We start from the raw sequence: 23,236 nt of genomic DNA, 5'->3' as shown, positions 1-23,236 counted from the left end.
AGCCTCGACCAGGTCCTGGTCGATCAAGGTCCACCCGCGGCCGAGGCGTGCCAGGAGCCGGCGAGTCGTCGGCAACCGAAGAGATGAGCACCCACCCGATCGTGTATGCCCTGGTGTGGGCTGCCTGTTCCTGCATCACGCGAAAGGGTGTCAACCGCCATTCGGCGCGACTTGTGTCAGCGAGGCCGCTTACCGCCTGTCACTCGCCGCCTGGCGACGAAGGCGGGGTCGCTGCGAGGACTGTCGGAGCCTCGGCGCATCATGGGATCACGCGGCCTTCACGACCGCAGAAGAAACGCGGCCCCCTGTTCCAGCAGGGAGCCGCGTGGTGTTCCAGCTGAAGAGTCCCGGAGTCGCATCCAGAACCAGGGAACGGTGGTGAGGGTAGAGGCGATTGCCGCAGCCCGCTAGTGCGAGCTTGATCACCGGCGGGTTCTTGTCTTGTTGGCTGTCCGGAGGTGGCGGCGTACGTGCGAGTGCGCCGTAGTTCCTCGCACCTCCCACCACCGAAGGGTTCTCCCCGTGCCCCCACGTTCTTCGTGCCGCCCGGTATCCCTCTACCGTCTCGACGGTGGCCTTGACCTGGCGGAATACCTTCTTTCCGCTGAATCTGCCGACACCATCGTCAATCAGCATGTCCTGCTCGGCGATGTGGAGTGCCTCGCGATGGGCGGCGTCCTTCGCTCGGACGCGCCGTCGTGGGCCGATCACATGCACTCGCTGACCGGCGTCGAGTTCAACTTCTCGGGCGACATGCCGTTCGGGGTGCTGCTTGTGCCTCTACCTCCCTGGACGTACGCCTTGACCTGGGGCTCCGGTCATCTCCTGGTCGATAGCGAGCTGGTCGAGCAAGGGTTCGGCCTGATGTTCGGCATCCGCCGACTGGACTGCAGCCGACTTGGTCTGGTGGCCAGCTCCGCGTTGGACGTCACAGCTCGTGCCACGCAGACCTCCTTTCCGGGCGGTAGCGATCTGGGCGGCTTCCAAATCGAGCCGTACGGCGAGTTGGTCAACCGCATCGCTGGCCCAGCGGACCTCCGAGGACTGACCTACGGCCGGGAGACCGGCAAGCCGTACCGCATCAAGGTCGGCAATGCGCTCTGGGCGCCGTTCGCTCGTGAGCCTCATGCCCTGCTGGCTGACCTCCGGGCTGTCGGGGAGGCCGTCGACGAGCCCGACGACCACTCGGCGCTCCGCTTCGCCGCACAGACGCGTCCGCTACCCAGGTCCTACATCAAGCGCGGCGAACTCGAGTCGCGCCTGGCCGCGGCACTCGGTGGCGACGAAACTGCTGGCGCTCTTGGCCTGGCCTGGCCAGATGACGTCGCCCGTGACGTAGAGGAGGCGGGCTCGTTCAAGATCCAGCGTCTTGGTTCGTGGAGTCCGTACGTCGTCGACACGAACATTGAGCTGAACGACTTCACCGAGCGGTTCAAGCTGATCGCGGCCCAAGACCGCCTCGAGAGTCTCCAGGGTGCGCGCGTGCTGCCATGCCTCGACGACGGCGGTGAGCAGGAGTTCGCGTCACAGACCTCGCTGCGGAAGTGGTTCGTGTTCGAGACGACAATCGACAACGTCCGGTACTGCTACCACCAGGGCAAGTGGTTTCGCATCGGCGAGGGTTTCGTGGAGCAGATTCGCGAGCAGGTGGCCGCGTTGCTCAAGAATCGCAGCAGCCTGTCGTTTCCGCACTGGACGCCGACCGGGAAGCGCGACGACGAGCACCGCTTCTGTGATCTGACCGCCGAGCAGGACGGCTACCTCTGTCTCGACCGCAACTTCGCGTCGACGCCTTTCCATCCGCGGTTCGAACTTTGCGACGTCGTCGGTCCGGCCGATGAGATGGTGCACGTCAAGTGGCTCGGCGGCGCGCCGGCCGCGAGCCACCTCTTCACCCAGGCCCAGGTCGCAGCCCAGGCCATCCGCGACGAGCCTGAAGCGGTCCAGCAGCTGAACGACAAGGTCAGAGCGCTTGACCCGCACCGTCAGCCGATGGATCCGTCGGTGGTCGTGCTGGCGATCGCCGGCCGAACGTGGGATGTGGACCAGCTGTTCACGTTGTCCCAGCTTGGCCTGCTCCGGCTGCACCGAACGCTGCGGCATCTGCGATGCACGCTGCAGTTTGCCGACGTCTCGTACACGCCGAAGGTGCGGACGCGGAGCCACAAGGCCGCCGCCTAGCTGGTGGCGGGGCAGGGCATGGCTACCTGTCCCGCCACCGGGCGGTGATGTCAACCAGGCGGGCGTTCGATCACTCCAGGATGTCAAGCGCGGGCAGGCTATCGACGATCTTCATTGTTTCGAGGCTGACAGTGACGATGCGGGCGAACAAGTCAACGATGTAGCGCGGGTGGCCAACCTCGCGGCTCCAGCTGTTAGGGTCGTTCACAATACCCGAAGCCTTGTCGGTCTTGATCTGGTACCTGTCGATGATCCACTCAATTGCTGATCGCGAGCCCAGCATGTAGCGGTGGGCGTCCTCCGGAATCCCGCTGAGTGTGATCCGGGAGTTGTAGACAACTGCTGTCTTGTCAACGACGAGCTTCTTTGTCTTCGGATCGCGGGTTTTAGTAAACGCCATCTTCTGGACGGTGAAGAAGTCGTACGGGTCGCCAGACGACTCCATGTCCAGCCCGTCGAGAGGGTATGGCGTCACCGACTCATAGCCCAGGTGAAGTTTCGATAGGTCCCGGCCAGCCTCAACGAACGGTCGCGCGTCCTCCACGAGAGGGATTCGTGGCAGCATCTTCTTCAGGTCGGCCGCGTAGGTCTCGCGATACTCCCGGCTGTGTAGCAGCCCGTAGACGTAGAAGTAGACGTCGTCTTTCGTGATCTTCGACCCATACGCGGCCTGGAACCGTCGCAGTGCCTCATCGGTTATGTTGTCGATTTTGCGATATCCGTCGATAACTTCGTCGCCTGGTATTGTGACGTCGAGCATTCCCATGTCTTCAGCTGACTCATAGCGCCACCGAGCGAAGACCTGACCATTCTGCCCTGCGCCAAGCGCCTGGACATCGGGAATATCAGCCGTCATTAACAACGAGAACTCAGCCGTGGCCCCGGGGCCTAGAGCGTAAAAGGCTGTGTTAGGAGGCCCCGCAGGAAAGAACCTTCGGGTGGCACCAGGCCGATGAATCCATCGCAGGTCTGCATAGCTGAAGCAACGCTCGAACGGCCTGTATATGGCTGGCACAACCTCAGCGACGAACTCGATCTCTTCACCGCGAGAGGCCCGGCTCTCGAGAGACGACGACCATTTAATCTCCTGAGGATCGTTAGACCGCACGCCCTCCAATGCGGCCCGATATGATGTAACCGCCCGCTTCATGTTTTCGAGTAGTGCGCCGCGACTGGCGTTGTAAACCCATGCGTCGCGGTTCGACTGCATTCCAGGGCCGTAATCGTAGAAAATGCCCGCCGTGCCATTGATTGGCAAAAAGCTATTGAATTCTTCGCTTCGTTGGTTGATCCAGTCGCCTGCCTTGTTAGGGGTGATCGTAGTCGCCTCGAGCTCGGGCAAGGGACTCGATTCCGCTATCTTGGCGAGCTTTTCTTTGCGGCTAAGGAAATCGCCGATGCTCGCGTAGCTGATCACCGCTGGGCTCGGCTGAGCTGGGTCTTTGATCAGGATTACGACAGCGATCCCTGACTGGCTGCCTTCTCCGAAGACCTTTCCTCCCTCCTTTCGCCAGTCGCCCTTCTGGTTGCCTTTGAGGTCAAGAACAAGAATCTTCGTGAATTCATCCGCTAGTGACTTCCTTAGACCGTCGGCACTGTTCGCATCCAGAAACCCGTTTGCGGTCACGTAAGCGATGACGCCGCGATTCTTGATGCGTAGGGTCGCCCATTTGATAGCGCGGATGTAGGAGTTGTAGAGCGAGTTCTTGTTCGTCGCAGTTGACTGCTCGGCGTACGTGGTTCGAATCGCTTCATCGAGCGACGGGTACTTCTCGTTAGCGTTGTCGTCGTTGGCCGACCCTTGCCCCACTGAGTAGGGCGGGTTACCGAGGATGACGGTAATGGGGAGGTGCTTAAGTCGTTCGAGTCGCTCGTTGTTCTCGGGAAAGATCTTGAGGTCGGGGCGGTCGTCGTCTTCCCAGGACTGGAATGTGTCTGTCAGGACCAGGCCGGGGAAGGATTCGTACTCAACGTCCTCAACGTTGGCTGTGTTGGTCTCGATACCGTTCGCTTCACTCGCGGTCTCGACCAACGAGGCGCGCTTGATGCCCATGTATGCAGTTTCGATGTTGACCGCAGCGATATAGTAGGCGAGTAAGAGGATTTCGTTAGCGTGGAGTTCCTCGGTATATTTGCGGGCGAGGTCGTGTGGTTTGATGAGGCCGAGTTCGAGAAGTCGGACGATGAAGGTGCCGGTGCCAGTGAAGCCGTCGAGGATGTGCACGCCCTCGTCGGAAAGGGACTGGCCGAACTCCTGTTTCAGCACCCCGTCGGCGGAACGGAGGATGAAGTCGACGATGGGGATCGGTGTGTAAACGATACCGAGTTTGTCGACGGTCTTTTTGAACGCCGTGGCGAAGAAGGTGTCGTAAAGCCTGCGGACCAGCTCCTGGCGGCCCTCGCGGTCCTTGACGTCGGCGACCTTGCGACGCACCGAGTCGTAGAACTTGTGGAGCGACTCGTTCTCGGCCTCGAGGTCGTGCTGGTCGAGGACGGCGAGCATCTTCTCCATCGTGACCGCGACGGGGTTGTTGTCGAGAAAGTCGTCGCCAGCGAAGAGGGCGTTGAAGACGGGCCGGGTGATGAGGTGCTGGGCGAGCATCTCGACGGCGTCGTTCTCGGTGATGTTGTCATTGAGGTTGCCGCGAATGCCGGCGAGGAACTCGTCGAACTCGTCGCGCACGCCCGTCTCGGGGCTCTTAAGCAGTGCACTGATGCGAGTGATCTGCCGCTCGGCGATGGTGGCGACGTCCTTGGCCCAATCGGTCCAGTACTCCTTGGACCCGACCTTCTGCACGATCTTGGCGTAGATGGAGTCGCGCCACTGGTCGAGGTCTGGAAATACGAGGTCGAGGGTACCCTGCTCGCCCCATTGCTGGTCGCCGCCGACACCGATGACGTTGACTTTGCGGTCGCGGGCCTTGGAGAGCGAGATCCGGTTGACCATCGCGTCGAATCGTTCGTCGTGGGCGCGAAGTGCCTGGAGGATCTCCCAGACGACGGCGTATCGCTTATTGTCCCGCAGTGCCTCCTCGGGCGTCATGCCGGACGGGATGCCGATCGGGAGGATGATGTAACCGAACTTTTTCTCGCGCTTTGGGTCGAGCCGCATCACGCGGCCGACCGACTGGACGATGTCGACCACCGACTTGCGTGGCGAGAGGAACATGACGGCGTCGAGGGCGGGAACGTCGACTCCCTCAGAGAGACAGCGGGCGTTGGTGAGGATTCTGCAAGCGCCATCGGCAGGCTCGCCGCGTAGCCAGTCGAGCTTAGTGTTGCGTTCGAGGGCGTTCATGCCGCCGTCGACATGTTGGACCGTGCATTTGAGCGGGTTGCTACCGTCGGAGTTTTCCTGGTCGGTGGCGTTGACATAGTAGTCGGTGACCGATTGGAAGAGTTCCTCGATTCGCTTGGATTCGGCGATGTTGCCGGCGAACGCGATCGCGCGCCGCATCGGAGCGATGTCGGGCTCGAACGAGTGCTCGACCTTGCCGCGCTTGGCCAGGCCGTTCCAGCAGCCGACTATCTTGGCTGCGTCATCGAGCTTGAGCTCGTTGCCATCGTCAGAGAGTTGTACCTGGAAGGTGCGGGCGACTGATTCTTCGTCAACGGTCAGGACCAGCACCTTGTAGTCGGTCAGCAGATCGCGCTCGACCGCCTCGCCGAAGCCGAGACGGTGGAACTCCGGACCGAACAGTTCCTCGTCGTCCATCGACGCGAGCACCGCGTTGGCCTCTCCCGCTTTGGTCTTCGTGGAGTCGTCATAGATGCGCGGGGTCGCGGTCATGTAGAGTCGCTTCGCGGCCGGCAGATAGTCGTTTTTGTGGACCTTTTGGAAGTTGGATTCGTCTTCGCCGGCGAGCGTCGTGCCTGTCGTGCGGTGTGCCTCGTCGGCGATGATAAGATCGAACGCTGCGAGTTTTTTCTGCGCTTCGGCGACGGTGTTGATCGACTGATAGGTCGAGAAGACCACAGTCATGGAAGCCGTGTCCGACTCCGCGCCCGAGATCCGGTTCGTGATCTCGGCGATGTTGGTTGTGGCAGGCAGCGCGATGTCGGTGACTGAGATGTCTTCGAAGCCGTCATCGGTTAACCTGCGCCTCGTCGACTTGGCGTCGGAGCAGACGGCGATCGGACGGATCGGCACATCGGCGTTGTCGAGCCATTCGCGCACGGTCTGAGACAGCAGGTTGATGCTTGGGACCAGGAAAAGAATCTTTCCGCCGGGCCCGACATTTTCCTCTGCGAGCTTGAGGCTCGTGAAGGTCTTTCCGGTTCCGCAGGCCATGACCAGCTTGCCTCGGTCGTGGTCGCTGAAGCCGGCCACGACCTTGTCGATCGCGATCCGTTGGTGGGGGCGCGGTGTCTTCTTCGAGGAGAGCGTGAGCTCTTCGGGGGCGTCGAGCGAGAAGACTGACCAGTCGACTCGCGATGCTTCTAGGTCGGCAAGGCCAATCCGGCGGACGGGAATCGTCTGGTTGCGGATGGCATCTTCGGCATTGGCGTTCCACTTGTCCGACGTGGAGATGATGATGCGTTCGCGGTAACCCTCCTTGCCGGAAATCGCGAGGAAGGAGTCGATCATCGGCTTGGTGACGGAGGTGGACGGCGCGAAGAACTTGCACTGGATCGCGACATCGTGGCCGGTTTCCCTGTCACGGGCGACGATGTCGATGCCGGTGTCGTGCTTGCCGTGGTTGCCGGGGTACTCGCTCCACAGCCAGACATCGGCGAACTGGTCGGCGAAGACCAAGTCGGTCTTGAGGTAGGCCCTCATCAGACGCTCAAACTTCGCGCCCTTGTCGACCTCTGAGATAGCCGTCGCGCGGAGCTGCTCAAGAACGTCATAGATCGTCGTCGACATGGAGACAGTTCTATCGCATACCGGGGGGACCGGACGAGCTAAGGTGGCAACAACGCGCCAGCACGCTAGTCGGGTTGATCCTACCCGGCATAGGCCGCGTACCCGGCCTACGCAGGGTCTGCCTGCCTTTGGCGACTTGCGAGCCCGATCGACGCGGCACGTACTGACGAGTAGGTCCTGGGTGTGGCGGGGCCGTGGCCTTGGTCCTGTCGCCGACGCGGTCCAAGGAGGCAGTGTTGAGCTTAGCTTGCCGCCGCTAGGCTTGGCGGTGCTTCCCTCTTGTAGTCGGCTCGTCAGAGTTTGCGGGCTGCAGAGCTAGTTGGTGCACACGACTACCACGATGCGCATTCGCTCGTACGCGTTGCGTGACAGCTCGGTGGATCACCCGACTGGCCGAGTCACGCTGTAGTCGGCCGCGGCAGTCTCACTGGCATAATCGCCCAATCGCGGGCCGAGGGGGCACGCGAAAGGGCTGCTTCTGGCGGGCGCGTCTCCTGGGCGGTTCGGCAACGTAGATCGAGGTCTGCCGAGGCTGTACGACCTGACGTCTCTCGAGAGGGCGAGAATGACAGAGTTCATCCCCGGCGTCGGCGCCGGGTCGTTACTTCGGTCGGAGCTGCTGGCAGACGGTCGGTCGACCCGGATCGGCGCGATTCACCAGATCGACTACAGCCAGGCCGTCGTACTGACTCACGACCTCTGGAAGTTCGACGCCGGCGGCATCCCGCAGTTCTCGTTCCTGCTCGCGACCGCACAAGACGTCCACGACCCTCGTGTCGACGATGACGAGGTGCTGCTTCTGCGTGTCGAGGGCACGGCACCGCTGTCCCTTGAGCGCGACCTGCACGCCGTGCGTGAGGAGTCCCTCCGAACGGCCCTTTCGAACAGCCAGGACCCATCGCCATCCGCGGTGCTTGACGCTGAGCTTGACCCCTTCACCAAGAACCGAGTGTCGTTCACCGGCGTGCGGTGCAAGATCCTCGGCACCTTCTACGAAGACGACCTGGATGGGCAGACAGTTCTGGAGTTCGGCGCCGACGTAGACAACTTCTATGCCACGTCCACGTATCGAGTCCTGAAGCCGATTGGCGACGGTCTCGCAACGATCGCCTCTTATCTCAAGCCGACCGGGCGCCCGGTGGAACGCGTGCGTATCGGCGCAGTGCGGTACTCCGCGACGAGGCGGCGAGCCAGGACATCCAAGCAAGCAGACGCCGCAGTTGAGGTCAACATCCGGGATTTCATCGGCAACAAGACCGCTCTGCTCGGTATGACCCGGATGGGCAAGTCGAACACCGCAAAGATCATCATCGCGCGTACGTTCGTGGTCTCCGAGCGACAGCGTGCTGCGGGCGGACATCCCATCGGTCAGTTGATCTTCGACCCGCAGGGGGAGTATGCCAACCCGAACACGCAGGATGGCACCCATATCGCAGCGATTGGCGCGAAACACGTCCGCATCTTCAAGTTCGGCGCCGACGGATCGCAGCCCCACGTTAAGCCGCTCAGCATCAACTTCTTCGCAGAGAACCAGATCGACGCCGTTCAGGGACTCATCGCCAACCAATTGAGCGGCGAGGACTCAGGGTATATCAAGGACTTCGCCAGCGCGTCGTACGCCGATGACCCCGTCAACTCGTTCAACGCCCATCCAGGTCGCGCGCGAATGGTGCTGTATGGCGCATTGATGCGCGCCGGGTTCACTGTGCCCTCGAGCTTTGCGGCGCGGGTCAACATCAAAGGCGCGTTGCAAGGAAAGGTCGAGAATGGCATCCAAGGGCCGAAAAAAGTAGCCGGACTCGGTCGCAATCCGTTTACGCAGGCCGGCAAAACCGCAAACATAGTCAATGTCGCCGCTGGCGAGATTGATGCAGTCGTCGACAAGATCATCGAATTGCGCGAGGCCGGCGACACCGAGGCGATCGACTTCACGAAAGACGTGCGCTGGCAGAGCGTTGAGCCAATCTTCACGACGAAGAGCGGCAATCGCAACGTCCGAGGCCACAAGAACCTGAACCCCCTGCGTCCGTTCCACAGCCCGTTGACACAGCAAGATCCCGCTCTGGAGATCTACAGCGAGCTCGTCGAAGGTCGGATCGTCATCGTCGATCTTCACGTCGGCGCCGAGGCGATCACCAAGGTGCTCAGCGAATCGATCACCCGGCGGCTGCTGTTTAAGCAGACCGAGGTCTTCACCTCCGGACAGGAGCCGCCGCATATCCAGGTGATGCTTGAGGAAGCACACAACCTGTTCTCGTCCGACCGCTACAAGGACGAACTCGACGTATGGGTCAAGCTCGCCAAAGAAGCCAGCAAGCTCAATCTCGGCATGACCTACGCAACGCAAGAGGTCTCCGGAGTAGCACACCAGGTCAAGGCGAACACCGCCAACTGGGTTGTCGCACACTTGAACAACACGACAGAGGTACGAGAACTGGCCAAGTTCTACGACTTCGGGGCGTTCTCAGATGCGATCATCGCCTCCGAGGACCGTGGCTACGTGCGACTGAAGACGCTGTCCTCGCCGTACATCGTCCCCGTCCAGATCGACCGGTACGACGTCGCGCTTGTCAACGAGGCGCGAGCCGCGGCCGGCGACTCGCCGTTGCCGGTGAACGGGACGGCTCCCTGATGCCCTACGAGACTGCTAGCGGGGCCCACGAGATCGCGTCGCGGCTGGGTCACTCGGCGGCCGCCGTCCGAGCTGTCGCGGACCAACGCACGTTCTACGTTCCGGCCGAGGCCATCCAGGACGTGGATTCGATCCGCACGCGCATCCGTCCACGAAGCGACTTCGCCGCGCCGTCGGCGCCCGAGCGCCTCGGCGCCGCGCTGGCAATCGATGGTTCATACGTCGTCGAGCCGGTGCGTGATGGCCTCCCATCGGTCCTATACGGGTTCGCGCAGGCCGCCGCAGCGTACGTGGACCTCGGTGTTCTGGAGTCGCAGCGGGCCGAGCGGTTCGTCGATCCGTACAAGATCGAGCGTGCCGTCAACACTGCCCTCGTGACGCTGGACCTGCCCGTTTCCGGCGCGTACACACGCGCCGGTGTCGACATCGTCACGTCGTGGCGGGAGGCTCTCAACGAGCTGTTTCGGCAGAAGAAGATCGACGTCAATCGCCTCGATCAGCCACTACTGGACCTGCTCTTTCTTCTCCACGGCGTTCCAGGGGCGCCAGCGGCCACAGTGCCGGTCAACTGCCCGACGCAGGACTGCAAGAAGGACGTTCCCGTGCCACCCGCTGGCGCCGATTGCGACGCGTGCGGTGTGCACCTCTTTCCCACCGACGTCCTTCGGATCCACGAGGAGGTTGGCGAAGAGGGCACGAATCAGTCCGCTATCGGGCGGCTGATGTCGGTGATCGAGCTGTTGGTGCTAGTTGGGCTGGCGACGCTACTGTGGGAGCAGTCGCGTCAGAAAGCTCTGCCCACGACGCTGTTCATCGTAGATGGCCCGTTGGCCGTGTTCGGCACACCGGCAAAGCTGCGCGGGCGAGCCCTTGAGTACTTCCAGGTGATGGGCAGTACCGCTCCGGGCAAAGCACCATACGTTTGCGGGATTGAGAAGTCAGGTGTTCTGGTCGACTACGCGCGTCAACTGGCCCGGCTCGGCATTCTCGAACCAGGCGAGCTGTTGATATGCGACGAGTACATCATCGCTCGGGTCGTCAACGCGAACAACGCTCGCGCCTACGGCAAGGAGACCTACTGGGGCCGCAAGTTCGTGTATCGCGCACTTGATGGGCGAGTCGTCGTCCCGACCGTACCGCCACCGACGGGCGCACCGTACGATGCCAACGGCGGCCAACCCGACCCGGCGGCCTACCCGACGCTGCCGGCCATCCTTGACGTGATCGACCGCACCGGTTCATCAATGTACGTCGATGGCATCATCCCGGTGGCGGCCGCGCACGGGAAGGCCGCTTTTCCGATTGGCGTGGGCACCGATGTGCTCCGCCTCGTGGCCACCAAACGTCTCGGTCTCGACTCGACTGGTGGGCAGGCCGTTCCGGTACGGTCTGCCCCATGATCGAGAAGGTGGCGGTGCTGCCGGTCGCGTCCTCCCGCGCTGGTTACGCAGCTCACGGTGCTGCGTCCCTGATGCCGACGCACATCCTCGACACGCCTCGCCCCCTCGTCACGCCCCTCGGCGCCGTTGACCATGCGCTCATGACGAGCAGGTATCAGTCGCCACTACGCTACCCAGGAGCAAAATCGTCCCTCGCCCCTGTGATCGCCCGGGTCTTGGATGCCGCTAAGGGATCGCGGGCCGTGCCGGAGATCAACCTGCTGGTCGAGCCGTTCGCTGGCGGCGCGTCGGCGTCCTTGCGACTCGTCGGTCAAGGAATCGTCGACCGAGTGCTGCTCGCTGACGTGGATCCGTTGGTGACTGCTTTCTGGCAGGCTGCGGCCGCCGATACAGAGGCATTAATCGACCGCATGCATGACGAGTGGACACGATACGTTAAGCCGGGCGGATCGACCGCCGTCGGGCGGTGGGATCATTGGCGTTCCTGGGCGCCCGCTCAGAACGCGAAGCCTGCCACGGTCCGACTGGGATTGGCGACCCAGTGCCTATTTTTAAACCGCACAACTTTTTCTGGAATCCTTCACGGTAAGGCAGGACCGATTGGCGGACGCAAGCAGGAGAGCCCGTACGGCATCGGATGCCGGTGGAATCCGGAGGCCATAGAGGAACGGCTTCGGTACGTCGGTCATTTGTACGACACTGGCCGGCTCGTCGATGTCTGGCACAAGGACTGGAAACAGACACTCGATGACGTGCCCGAGTACTACCCGCAGCTGATCCCGTCCCGCGTCGTTGCCTACCTCGACCCGCCCTACATCGAAAAAGCCTCGCACCTGTACCGTACTTCTTTCGACCCCCGAGGTGGATATGGCGGCGACAGGGCTGACAAGGCAGAGGCAGACGACCACATGCTTCACATGCGGCTCGCCGCGTATCTGCGCACTAAGGCGCAGTTCCGCTGGCTGCTCAGCTATGACAACAATCCACTGCTGACCGAAAGCAGTTGGCTCTATGCGCACGCTCGAATGACGCCTAGCCGCGTGGACCAGGAGACGCTCGGCGCGCACTCCTGGACCTTGACCAAAAGATTGGTAAAGACGCGCTACAGCGCCAGCGGTAAGAACGGCAAGCGTGACGCTGATGAACTACTCATTACAACCCTCCCGCCGTCCACCGTCCCCGTAGATCACCAGCTGCGTGCGCTGCCCTGATGCCGGAGAGATCACCCGCCTGCCGCCACCTGCGCAGCACCTTCCGGCAGTAGTTGTTCGTGCCCGCGATCCGGTCCAGCTCCGCGCCGGTCGGCGTACGCCCCCTGGCCAGCTCGGTCACGTACTGTCTCCGCATCCGCTGCTCGGAGGTCGACTCGGCCGGCGAGCGAGTCTCGCGCGGGACCATCGCGAGACGCGCCACCTGGGCACCGCTGACCGTTCACAGACGTGTCCCCGGGCGACGCTGGTCGAACAGACACCACCCCTGCTCGAAGACGAATACGGTGTCGCCATCGGGCTCGGACAATGTCAGGAGTCAGTGCTCCCGTCCGTGACTGTCTCGGGTACGCACCCCGCGCTCGATCAGCCGGGCCCGAACTGTGTTCGCGGTTGTGTCCAGCTTGACTGCGATCCGGGCCAGTGACTGCCCCGATGCGTAGAGTTGCATCGCCTCGTCGACTTGCTCCGAGGTCAGTCGCCCGCGGATCTGCACACCGGCGCGGTGGAGGATGCCACTTACAGTCTTCCGGTTGATCTTGAATCGCTCGGCGAGGTCATACACCGTCTCGCCGGACTGGTAGGCCACGGTCAGCTCGTGGGCCTGCTGGTTGCTCAGCTGCCTGGCTCGGCGCGGCTTACGCCGTTTGGGTGAAGTTGCGGTGCGAGTGACCGTGGTGGGTAGTCGCCGGACAAGAGCTTCAAGTGTCCTGACCTGCACGTTCGTGTTGTAGTGAGTTCCCCTCAGCTCCACAGACAAAGGACTCACACAGAGTGTGGGTCCTTTCCTGTTTCGCGTGTCACGTTGAGGCTCACGTGCAGTTCGCGGCTTCTCCGTCGATGCCCCAGTGCTCCGATCCGTTGCTCGCTCGATCATGGCTGATGGTTACGGTGCCCAGCGTGCGGCTCGCGCCGTTCTCGTCGAGGTGAATCGACATTTGCCAGACTCCCGCGGTGGCACTGCCCGGCAAGCCGACCATCTGCTGGTGGACGAAACCCGCGCTGCCCTGAGGCTGGGGGCTCGGCACGGCCTCCGCCGCCGGCCAGCCGACGCCGAGGTCGCCGGCCACGAGGGTGACGTTCGAGCCGCTGTGGCCGGACGACACCACCGTCTCCACGCAGATGTCCGGCGCGTCGCCGGGATCCACGCTGAACGTGACCGAGTCGCGCAGATGATCCATGATCGCCGCTCGTTTGCCGACGAACACCTCGGCCTCGCCGCCGTCGGTCCGCACGGTCGTGGTCACGAAGTCTCGCGGCGCCGGGGGACCGATGCTGGTGGGTGTAGTGGTGCCAGGCGGCGCTGGAGGCGGCGTGGATGACGACGGCCGGGGCTGGGTCGGCGGAGTGGAGGTGGTCGCAAGGGGTGACGCCGGGGTCGTCGCCGGGTCGATCCACCGCGGCTGTTCGCTCTGGCCGGGTTTGCCCTTCGCGTCGACGTAGTCCTCGATCTTGGTGTGAAAGAAGGAAAACACGATGCCGGCGAAGCCGAGTACCACCAAGAGCAGGGCCAAGACGATCCTGGCGGGCCCGTCGAACTTGAAGATTCCGAAGGTAATGCCCACCTTTCCCTCGGTACTGGCATCACGTCGATCCGCGACGGCCGCGATCGCGATCACGAGGCCGAGCGCCATGACCACGCCGCCGATGATCGTGAACGGCCACAGCACGTCTCTCATCTGATCTCCGCATCACCCGGGGGTTCCGGAAGAAGAACCTGACGGGAAAGGCGGCTCGTCGCCGATCGTTGTTACGGGGGCGGGCGAGGATGAGACGGAGCCGTGACAGGCGTCGTGTCAGTTCGGGGTCAGGTTCGTGTCAGGGCGGGGCTGCACAGTCCTTTCCATGACCACCTCAGCGATCACCGCTACCGGCCTCCGGAAGGCCTACCAAGACAAAGTCGTGCTCGATGGCATCGATCTGGATGTTGCCGCCGGGTCCGTTTTCTCGCTGCTCGGGCCCAACGGGGCCGGGAAGACCACCACCGTCAACATTCTCACCACTCTTGCGCAGGCCGATGGCGGCAGCGTGCGCGTTGCCGGGCACGATGTCGGCTCGGATGCCAAGGCTGTTCGGAAAGTCATCGGGGTCACCGGGCAGTTCGCCGCCGTTGACGAGTTGCTCACCGGGCAGGAAAACCTGCAGCTCATGGTCGATCTCAGCCCCGTCAAGAACGGCAAGCGCGTTGTCGCGGACCTGCTCGAGCGCTTCGAACTCACGGAGTCCGCGCAGAAACCCACCTCTACCTACTCCGGGGGCATGCGCCGGAAGCTCGACCTCGCCATGACCCTCGTCGGGGACCCGCGGATCATCTTCCTCGACGAACCCACCACCGGCCTGGACCCGCGCAGCCGGCGGACCATGTGGTCCATCGTCAAGGACCTCGTCGCCGACGGCGTCACCATCTTCCTCACCACCCAGTACCTCGACGAGGCCGACCAGCTCGCCGACCGGATCGCCGTGCTCGACCGCGGGCGCCTCGTCGCCCAGGGCACGCCCGATGAGCTCAAGCGGCAGATCCCCGGGACGCACGTCCGGCTCCGATTCACGAACGTCGCCGAGCTCGACGCGGCCGCGCGGGTCATCGCCGGGTCCACCCGGGACGACGAGTCGCTCACCCTGCGGGTTCCCGGCGACGGCGGCACGAACTCGCTGCGCACCCTGCTCGACCGGCTCGACGAGTACGCCATCAACGCCGAAGAGTTTTCCGTCCACACCCCCGATCTCGACGACGTCTTCCTCGCCCTGACGGGCCACACCACGGAGGTTCCCGCGAAATGAGCGCCCAGACCGTCATGTTGCGCCGCAACTTCAAGCACATCGCCCGGAACCCGACCTCGGTGTTCAACGCGGTCCTGATGCCGATTGTGATCATGCTGATGTTCGTCTACATGCTGGGCGACGCCTTCGACGTCGGCGTGAACTACGTCGACTACGCGACACCCGGCCTGATGCTGCTCGCCATCTGCTATGGCCTCGGCGCCACCGCGACGTCGGTGAACTCCGACATGACCAAGGGCATCATCAACCGGTTCAAGGTCATGGACGTCTCGCGCGGCGCGGTGCTCACCGGGCACGTCGTCGCCAGCGTCCTGACGAACGTCGTCGCCATCGCCGCTCTCGTCGGCGTGGCGTTCGCGCTGGGGTTCCGTCCGAACGCGAGCTTCCTCGACTGGCTCGGTGTCGTCGGCGTGGTCCTGCTGCTCGCCTTCGCGGCCGGCTGGCTCACTGTCGCATTGGGACTGTTCGCCAAGTCGCCGGAGACGGCGGGCCTTGCGTCCGTGCCGCTGGTCATGCTGCCGTTCTTCAGCAGCGCGATCGCCCCGGCGGACAAGATGGGGCCGGGACTGCGGGAGTTCGCGGAGTACCAGCCCTTCACGCCGATCATCGAAACCGTGCGCGGGCTGCTCAACGGCACGCCCTCGACCGGCTACGCGCTCGCCGCGGTCGCCTGGTGCCTCGGGATCGCGCTCGTCGGGTACTTCTGGGCGCGGTCCACGTTCAAGAAGCGAGCGTGACTTCGGCCAGCTCGCGCCAGCTCGCCCGTTTCCCCTCCTGAATCGCCTCGGTGAACTTCGTGTCACCGAGGCGATTCCGCGTGGCCTGCTCGATCCGCGCGATGTCCGGCTGCGAGCGGTCCGTCACACCGCGCACGGCGGCGCTCGCCGCGAGCAGCCGCGCCGCCTGTTCGTACTCTTCCTTGCGCAGAGCCAAGTCCGCGATGCCGACGAGCACCTGCGCGATCATGGGTGCGGCCCCCGTCTCCGATGCCGCCCGGAAGGCCGCGACGCGGTGGTCGCGGGCCTCACCGAGGTCTTCGGCGAGGTAGCCGAGCAGATCGTGGGTCGTGACCTGGATGTTCGCCCGCTCGGCGGCCGTGCCCAGCGTCGCCGTCGCGACGTCGAGCTGCCGGCGTGCTTGGACGGCGTCGCCGCTCCAGCGGGCGATGTCCGCTTTCGCCAGGGCCAGCTCGGTCAGCGCCTCCGGCCAGGCGACCCGTTCCGCGAGCCGCTGGGCCTCGGCCATCGCCGACGCGCCAGCGTCCTCGTCCCCCGACAGCCAGTACAGCTGGGCCTGCCGCGACCGCATCCGCACGACGTCCTCGATGGCGCCGACCTCGGTGACGACGACGATCGCCTGTTCGTAGTGCTCGCACGCACCGGCGAACTCGCCGCGCATGGCGATCCGGTCGGCCAGCTCGGTCAGGGCGAACGACGTCCCCCACCGTTCGCCGAGCGCGCGGAACTCGGTCAGCGCCGTCTCGAGGAAAGCGTCGGCCTCCTGCTCGTCCTCGCCGAGCTGGATCCGCATCTTGCCGAGCTGCAGCCGGGCGAGGCCGCGGACCCACGGGTCTTCGTCGGCGAGCAGCGGTTCCCACGCGGGCAGGAAGTCTTCCGGCGTCCGCAGCATCCGTTCCAGCGCGGCGACCAGCGACACCGCCGGGTGCGGGTGCTGAACGCGGCCGCTGAGCTCGTGGACCTGACGGATCCAGTCCGCCGCCTCGAACTGGTCGCTTTCCCGGCCGGACGTCAGGAACCCGGTGACGAACGCGTACACCGTGGCGCGGATTTCGTCGAGCACCTCGCCGGGCAGGGCGGTGGCCGCCATGAGCAGCTCGTTGCCCTCGGTCTTGTGCCCGGCGAGCCACCAGTACCAGCCGGCGGCCGCCGCGAGCCGCATCGCCTCGGGTGTCTCGCCGGCCGCGAGGGCTCCCCGCATCGCGGCGACGATGTTGTCGTGTTCGGCGTCGAGGGTGGCCAGCCAGGTGAGCTGGTCGGCGCGGCGGAGGTGGGGCTCCGCGGTTTCGGCGAGTTCGGTGAAGTACGCGAGGTGCGCCCGGCGCGCCGAGTCCGTGTCCCCGGCCTCGGCGAGCCGCTGCTCGGCGTACTCCTTGATCGTGCCGAGCATCCGGTACCGCGGCGCCCGGTCGCCCGCGCTGACGACCAGTGACTTCTCGGCCAGCGCGGTCAGCAGCTCCTCGGCCGCGTCGGTTCCGCAGACCCGCTCGGCGGCCTCCAGGCTCGCGCCACCGGAGAACACCGAAAGCCGGCAGAGGACGACGCGTTCGTCGTCGGACAGCAGCTCCCAGCTCCAGTCGATCACCGCGCGCAGCGTCCGGTGCCGCGGCAGCGCGGTGCGGCTGCCGCCGGTCAGCAGGCGGAACCGGTCGTCGAGGCGGTTGGCGAGCTGGTCGAGGGACATCGTGCGCAGCCTGGCCGCGGCGAGCTCGATGGCCAGCGGCATCCCGTCCAGCGCCCGGCAGACGCGGGCGAGCGTCGGGGCGTCGGCCACGAAGTCCTTGCGCACCGCGCCGGCCCGGTCTCGCAGCAGCCGAACCGCCGGGGCTTCCTCGATCTTTGCGGGGTCGGCGCCTTCGGCGGGCAGGACGAGCGGGGCCACCGGCCACAGCGACTCACCGGTGATGCCGAGGGGTTCGCGGCTCGTCGCGAGGATGCGCAGCCGCCGGCACTCGCCGAGCACCCGGTGGGCGAAGGCCGCCGCGGACTCGATGACGTGCTCGCAGTTGTCCAGGACCAGCACCAGGTCGCGGTCCCGCAGCGCGGCGATCACCCGGTCGGTGGGTTCGGCCTCCGGCGCGTCGCCGAGCAGGGCGTCGCGCAGCTTGAGCGCGGCGAGCGTCGCCTGGGCCACGTCGCCCTCGGTCGGCGCGAGCTCCACCAGCCAGGCGCCGTCCGGAAAGTCGTCGAGCAGCGTGCGCGCCGTCTCGGTGGCCAGCCGGGTCTTGCCCGAGCCGCCTGGTCCGACCAGCGTGGTGAGCCGGTGTTCGGTGACGAGCCCGCGGACGGCGGCGACGTCGTCGTCCTTGCCGACGTAACTGGTCAGCTCGGCGCGCAGGTTCGTCTTGCGCGGCTCTTCGCGCCGGGTCAGCTCGCCGCGCAGCAGCGCGACGTGCAGTGCGGCCAGCTCCGGCGACGGGTCGACGCCCAGTTCGTCGGCCAGCGTCTCGCGCGTGCGCTCGTAGACCCGCAGGGCTTCGGTGTCCCGGCCGGTCGCGACCAGGCCGCGCATCAGCGCGCCGACGAGCCGCTCCCGGGCCGGGTGCGCGGCCACCAGGTCGGTGAGCTCGGTGACGACGCTCTGGCCGAACTCGGTCTCCGCGTCGAAACGGTCCTCGAGGGCGGCCAGCCGGAGTCCTTCGAGCCGCGTGACCGCGGCGTCGAACGCGGCGCTCTCGGTCAGGCCGACGTCCTGCATGGCCGCACCCCGCCACAGCGCCAGCGCCGCACGCAGCTGCCGGACGTCGTCACCGGCCTGGGTGACGAGGCGTTCGAACCGCACGGCGTCGACGGCGTCGGGGTCGACGGTCAGCCGGTAGCCGGCGGGCCGGCCTTCGACGGCGGCGCCGTCCGGGAGGACCTTCCGCAGCCGGGAAACCAAGCGCTGCAACGCGTTCGCCGCGTCGGCGGGCGGGTTCTCGCCCCAGATCCAGTCGACGAGCGTCGCCTTCGGGACCACCCGGCCCGGGTCGAGCGCGAGCGCGATCAGCAGTCCGCGCAGCCGGGCGCCCGGCACGTCGGCCACGGCGCCGTCGTCCGCGCGAACTTCGAATGACCCCAGTATCCCGATCTGCACCAGGCCGATCATGCCACGGGCGCCCGGGTGTCCGGGCCGTGTCAGCGCCATGTCAGGCCGGGCGGCGATCGTGGTCGGCACACCCACCACGAAAGGACCTCCGATGAGCGACATCCCTCAGGGACTTCCGATGGAGCGCGACGCGGGGCCCTTCGACCCGCCCCGCGAGGTCACCCGCCTGCGCGACACCCGCCCGGTCAGCCCGATGGTCTTCCCCGACGGGCACGAGGGCTGGCTCGTCACCGGCTACGAAGCGGTGCGCGAGATGATGGCCGACACGCGGTTCAGCTCGCGGCTGGACCTCGACGTCGTCCACGTGCCGTACGAGACGCCCGGCATGCCCGTCGCGACCGAGCCGTCCCCGCAGCTGCCGGGCATGTTCATCGCGATGGACCCGCCGGACCACGGCCGGCTGCGCAAGCGGCTCACCGGCGCCTTCACCGTGAAGCGGATGAAGCAGCTCGAAGAGCACATCGCCGAGATCGTCGAGCAGCAGCTGGACCACGTGGCGCGGCTGGCGCCGCCGATCGACCTGGTGAAGGAGTTCGCGCTGCCGGTGCCGTCGCTGGTGATCTGCGAACTGCTCGGCGTCGCCTACGAAGACCGCGAGAGCTTCCAGGCCAACTCGGCCCAGTTCATGATCCGGGACCAGACGCTCGAAGAGAAGATGGGCGCGTACATCGCGCTGAACACGTACCTGTCCGAGCTGGTCACCCACAAGCGCACTTCGCCGGGCGAGGACATCCTGTCCGACCTGGCCTCCCACGAGGACCTGACGATCGAGGAGCTGACCGGCGCCGCGTTCCTGTTGCTGATCGCGGGGCACGAGACGACGGCGAACATGCTGTCGCTGGGCACTTTCGCGCTGCTGGAGCACCCTTCGGAGCTGGCTTCGCTGAATGCCGACCCGGCGTTGATGCCGGGCGCGGTGGAGGAGCTGCTGCGGTACCTGTCCGTCGCCGACATCTTCTTCCGGTACGCGACGGAGGACCTTTCGCTGGGAGGCGAAACGATCCTCAAGGGGTCGACGGTGGTCGTGTCGCTGCTGGCGGCCAACCGCGACCCGCAGCGGTTCGAGAACCCGGACGTCTTGGACATCCGCCGCAACGCACGAGGGCTGCTGTCGTTCGGCCACGGCGTGCACCAGTGCCTGGGGCAGCAGCTGGCGAGGATCGAGATGCGGGCCGGGTTCGAGGGCCTGCTGCGGCGGTTCCCGACGCTTCGGCTCGCCGTGCCCGCCGGGGAGGTGAAGCTGCGGACCGACATGAACATCTACGGGGTGCACGAACTGCCGGTCACCTGGTGAGCTTCGGCCGTGACACGCGGGATCGGCCGCGTGTCACGACCCCTTCCGGGCCCGCATCCACAGGATCACGTCGAGGCAGCGCAGCAGGCTGATGTCCTCGATCCCGCCCGCTTCCTTGCGCAGCTTCGCCACCGCCGAGGCGCGGGTCGGGTCGGTGTGGAACCAGTTCCACAGGCAGTTCCACGGGCTCGCGGGCGCCTTGAGGATCGCTCTGACCTGGCTGTCGTACACCGGGGTCAGGCGGGGACGCTTGCGGGCCAGCAGCTTGGACGCCGTCACCGGGCGGTGGTTGCCGCCGCACTGGCGGAACAGCTCCCACAGCCGGTGGGCCGGCGCTCCCGGTTCGTAGACCGACCACGGGGCCGAGTGCATGGGGATGTCCACCGGGATCTGCTCCAGCAGTTCCCGGATCTGGAGCGCGTACGTGATCGTCGTGTCGATGGCCACGTTCGCCAGGCTGGTGATGCTGAGGAAGTTCAGCGCCAGGACGTCCGCTTCGGTCACCGTGTTGGCGACCGACGGGCCGTCGCCGCCGCCGGCGAACCGCTCGAACCAGCGGCCCGTGTAGCGGCGCTGGTCGAAGTAGCGCCTCAGCGCCGTCAATGACTCTTCGCGGTGCTCGCCGCGGACGCATTCGTCCAGGACGTGGTGCTGGTGCGCGTAGTCGGTCATGTCGGACGCTCCCCTCGTCGCGAATGAGGGTCGCGTCCGTGACCGTGGTCGTTACGGCAGCGCTTTCAGCCAATTTCCCACCACGCCGAAGTAGGTCGGCGCGTTCGGGGCGTAGTTGATCGCGTGGCCGTAGCCGTTCAGGATGTACGTCTGCAGCTGCGAAGTGCCGAAGAACGGCGCTTCGGACGCCCGCAGCGCCGCCGGGGACGAACAGTCGCTGCCCAAGGTGCCGCAGAAGTTCGGGTCGTCGCCGACCACCAGCAGGACCGGGGCCGTGATCTGGCGGGACGCCGGGTTGACCACGGTCGTCAGCGTCAGGCTGTCCACCGCTTCGGTCGCGGCGAAGACGTCCTTTGTGGACTCGTCGTAGCCGATCGCGGCGGCGTCGTACGGGCCCGGTGTGTGGAAGGCCGCGTAGCGGGTGCCCGGGTCGGTGGTCAGGTAGCCCGCGTCACGGCCCGGGACGGCCGGGTCCAGCGGGGCCGGGATCATCTGCGCCAGCGTGGGGATCACCGAGACCAGGTTCATCCGGTGCGTCATCCCGGTGACGAGCACGCCGTCGACGTCGCGGTAGCGGCCCGCCTCGATCATCGCCATCGCCGAGCCGATCGAGTGGCCGCCGATGACCACCTTCGCGAACCTCGGGCGCACCGCCTGGACCACCGCGTGCGCCGCGGTCGCCTGGACGGACGCGCTCAGCAACGTGCTCAACGGCTTCGAGCTCCGCCCGGTGCCGAGGCGGTCGAGGGCGAGCGTCGCGATCCCCGCCTGGTTCTCCGCCAGCCGGAACGACCGCGTCTCCGGCGTGTAGCCGATGTCCCAATAGGACGCGTTGTACGTGCCGCCGGGGATCAGGACCACCACGGTCGACGCGCCGGCCGGGGTGCACAGGCGGCCGTGCACCGTCTGCGGCAGCAGCGCCACCGTGACCGGGACGTACAGGTCCTCGCAGGTCACTGCGGCCTGGGCCGGGGCGGGCACGAACAGCGTGGCCGCGAACAGCGCGAGGACAGCACAAAATCGGCGTAGCAAGGGAAAGACCTCCAACTAGCGACGGGGGACAACCGTCATCGGCAGGTTGTCCGGGTAGGCGGCGGAGGTGAACTTCACGCGCACCGGCCGGCCCGGGACCGGGACCAGCCGCCAGCGCGCGGCCACCGTGGCCACCGTGATGACGATTTCGTTCTGGGCGAAGCGGTTTCCGATGCACTGCCGCCCGCCCGCGCCGAACGGGATGAACGCGCCCTTGGGCAGCAGCGCCGCCCGCTCGGGGGCCCAGCGGCCGGGGTCGAACCGGTCCGGGTCGGGGAACGACGCGGGGTCGTGGTGCAGGGCGTGCGGGCTGACGATCACCTCGGCGCCCGCCGGGAGCCGGGTGCCGCCGAGGTCGACGTCCTCGAGCGTCCGGCGCATCAGCATCCAAAGCGGGTAGCAGCGCAGCACTTCGTCGACGACCTGCCGGACGTAGGTCAGCCGGGCGATGTCGTCGACGGTGACCGGGCGGCCGTCCAGTACCTCGTCGACTTCGGCGTGCACGCGCGCCTCGACGTCCGGGTGCCTGCCGAGCTCGTGGAACGTCCAGGACAGCGCCAGCGCGGTCGTCTCGATGCCCGCGGTGAGCAGGGTGAGCACCTCGTCGCGGGCCTGCTCGTCGGTCATGCCGGCGAGCAGGAGCGTCGAAAGCAGGTCGCCGCGGTCGACGCTTTCGGTGCGCCAGTCGCGGATCACCTCGACGACGATCTCCCGCATTCGCCCGATGGCTTCGTCGAACCGCCGGTTGCCGGGTATCGGCAGGTTTTCGACGAACTTCGGGGACAGCGCGCGAATCATTCCCTGCTGGATGATGAGGTAAATGGACCGGCGGGCTTCGTCGACCGCCGCTTTCCCGATTTCCGTGGAGAACAGGGCCTCGCCGACGATCGTCACCGCGAGCTCCTGCAGGTCTTCGTCGAGCGGCCGCACCTCGCCCGGCTGCCACGATTCGCTCAGCTCCGCCGCCGCGCGCCGCATGGTCCCGGCGTACGCGGCCAGGCGGTCGCGGTGGAACGCCGGCTGCATCAGCCTTCGCTGGTGGAGGTGGAAGTCGCCGTTCGAAAGCACCAAGCCATTTCCGACGAACGGCTTGAACTTGTCGAACATGACGCCCTTGCGGAACTTCGGCCCCGCCGTGACCAGCACTTCATGGGCCAGTCGTGGACTGGTGACGAAGTAGGCGGGCATCGGGCCGAGATGGAGTTTGACGATTTCCCCGTGTTCGTGCAAGGAATCGGTGAATGCGGAGCGTTGCCGCAGCAGTGCCGGAGTGTGCCCGAGAAAAGGCCACCGGCCCGGGGCCACCGGGACGGTCATACGGACTCCTCGTTACGCCATTGTGTG

General features: G+C 65.7%; 14 protein-coding genes. 7 read left to right on the top strand and 7 right to left on the bottom strand.

Going from position 1 to position 23,236, the window contains the following annotated elements:
* Nucleotides 1-522 precede the first annotated feature (522 nt).
* Nucleotides 523-2,181, top strand: coding sequence for a TIGR04141 family sporadically distributed protein (locus tag ABZ342_RS20385; RefSeq protein ID WP_360475070.1), 1,659 nt, complete (start codon nt 523-525; stop codon nt 2,179-2,181).
* Between the two features lie 70 nt (nt 2,182-2,251).
* Here the strand turns inward: ABZ342_RS20385 and ABZ342_RS20380 are convergent, their stop codons facing one another.
* Entirely contained in the window at nt 2,252-7,048 is a 4,797-nt protein-coding gene (locus tag ABZ342_RS20380; protein ID WP_360475067.1) for a type ISP restriction/modification enzyme, read from the bottom strand.
* Between the two features lie 565 nt (nt 7,049-7,613).
* On the opposite strand from ABZ342_RS20380, the gene ABZ342_RS20375 reads away from it, so the two are divergent.
* The 3 genes from ABZ342_RS20375 to ABZ342_RS20365 are packed head-to-tail and all read left to right on the top strand — an operon-like array spanning nt 7,614 to nt 12,291.
* Entirely contained in the window at nt 7,614-9,680 is a 2,067-nt protein-coding gene (locus tag ABZ342_RS20375; protein WP_360475064.1) for a DUF87 domain-containing protein, read from the top strand.
* A complete protein-coding gene (locus ABZ342_RS20370) occupies nt 9,680-11,080 on the top strand; it encodes a hypothetical protein (RefSeq protein WP_360475061.1) in 1,401 nt (466 codons plus the stop codon). Before ABZ342_RS20375 ends, ABZ342_RS20370 begins: the two co-directional genes overlap by 1 nt.
* A complete protein-coding gene (locus tag ABZ342_RS20365) occupies nt 11,077-12,291 on the top strand; it encodes a DNA adenine methylase (protein WP_360475058.1) in 1,215 nt (404 codons plus the stop codon). The genes ABZ342_RS20370 and ABZ342_RS20365 overlap by 4 nt, the downstream gene beginning before the upstream one ends.
* A gap of 316 nt (nt 12,292-12,607) precedes the next feature.
* Here ABZ342_RS20365 and ABZ342_RS20360 read toward each other — a convergent pair whose 3' ends face one another.
* On the bottom strand, nt 12,608-12,877 hold the full coding sequence (locus tag ABZ342_RS20360; protein ID WP_360475055.1) for a hypothetical protein: 270 nt from the start codon (nt 12,875-12,877) through the stop codon (nt 12,608-12,610).
* Between the two features lie 223 nt (nt 12,878-13,100).
* Nucleotides 13,101-13,967 carry a hypothetical protein gene (locus tag ABZ342_RS20355; protein WP_360475052.1) on the bottom strand — a complete coding sequence of 289 codons (867 nt, stop codon included), beginning with the start codon at nt 13,965-13,967 and terminating at the stop codon, nt 13,101-13,103.
* A gap of 166 nt (nt 13,968-14,133) precedes the next feature.
* Between ABZ342_RS20355 and ABZ342_RS20350 the strand changes: the two genes are divergently transcribed.
* Both ABZ342_RS20350 and ABZ342_RS20345 read left to right on the top strand, forming a co-directional pair.
* A complete protein-coding gene (locus tag ABZ342_RS20350) occupies nt 14,134-15,069 on the top strand; it encodes an ATP-binding cassette domain-containing protein (protein WP_360475049.1) in 936 nt (311 codons plus the stop codon).
* Nucleotides 15,066-15,806 carry an ABC transporter permease gene (locus ABZ342_RS20345; RefSeq protein WP_155540852.1) on the top strand — a complete coding sequence of 247 codons (741 nt, stop codon included), beginning with the start codon at nt 15,066-15,068 and terminating at the stop codon, nt 15,804-15,806. The genes ABZ342_RS20350 and ABZ342_RS20345 overlap by 4 nt, the downstream gene beginning before the upstream one ends.
* On the opposite strand, the gene ABZ342_RS20340 is transcribed toward ABZ342_RS20345, so the two are convergent.
* A complete protein-coding gene (locus ABZ342_RS20340) occupies nt 15,790-18,882 on the bottom strand; it encodes a BTAD domain-containing putative transcriptional regulator (RefSeq protein ID WP_360475046.1) in 3,093 nt (1,030 codons plus the stop codon). The two genes, ABZ342_RS20345 and ABZ342_RS20340, sit on opposite strands and share 17 nt — an antisense overlap.
* A gap of 103 nt (nt 18,883-18,985) precedes the next feature.
* Here ABZ342_RS20340 and ABZ342_RS20335 point away from each other — a divergent pair, with 103 nt between their 5' ends.
* Nucleotides 18,986-20,188, top strand: a complete 1,203-nt coding sequence (locus ABZ342_RS20335) for a cytochrome P450 (RefSeq protein ID WP_360475043.1) — start codon at nt 18,986-18,988, stop codon at nt 20,186-20,188.
* Nucleotides 20,189-20,221: 33 nt separating this feature from the next.
* Here the strand turns inward: ABZ342_RS20335 and ABZ342_RS20330 are convergent, their stop codons facing one another.
* Genes ABZ342_RS20330 through ABZ342_RS20320 form a run of 3 tightly spaced genes read right to left on the bottom strand, consistent with a single transcriptional unit; the run spans nt 20,222 to nt 23,209 of the window.
* Nucleotides 20,222-20,860, bottom strand: coding sequence for a DUF6308 family protein (locus tag ABZ342_RS20330; RefSeq protein WP_360475040.1), 639 nt, complete (start codon nt 20,858-20,860; stop codon nt 20,222-20,224).
* Between the two features lie 51 nt (nt 20,861-20,911).
* Nucleotides 20,912-21,907: an alpha/beta hydrolase gene (locus ABZ342_RS20325; RefSeq protein ID WP_360475037.1), complete on the bottom strand. Its 996-nt coding sequence runs from the start codon at nt 21,905-21,907 to the stop codon at nt 20,912-20,914.
* Nucleotides 21,908-23,209: a cytochrome P450 gene (locus tag ABZ342_RS20320; RefSeq protein ID WP_360475034.1), complete on the bottom strand. Its 1,302-nt coding sequence runs from the start codon at nt 23,207-23,209 to the stop codon at nt 21,908-21,910.
* Nucleotides 23,210-23,236 lie beyond the last annotated feature (27 nt).

This window comes from Amycolatopsis sp. NPDC005961, from assembly GCF_040629235.1.
GTDB classification, from domain to species: Bacteria; Actinomycetota; Actinomycetes; order Mycobacteriales; family Pseudonocardiaceae; genus Amycolatopsis; species Amycolatopsis camponoti.
Note: the sequence above shows the minus strand (reverse complement) of the source record. Positions and strands in the feature narration are given on the sequence as shown.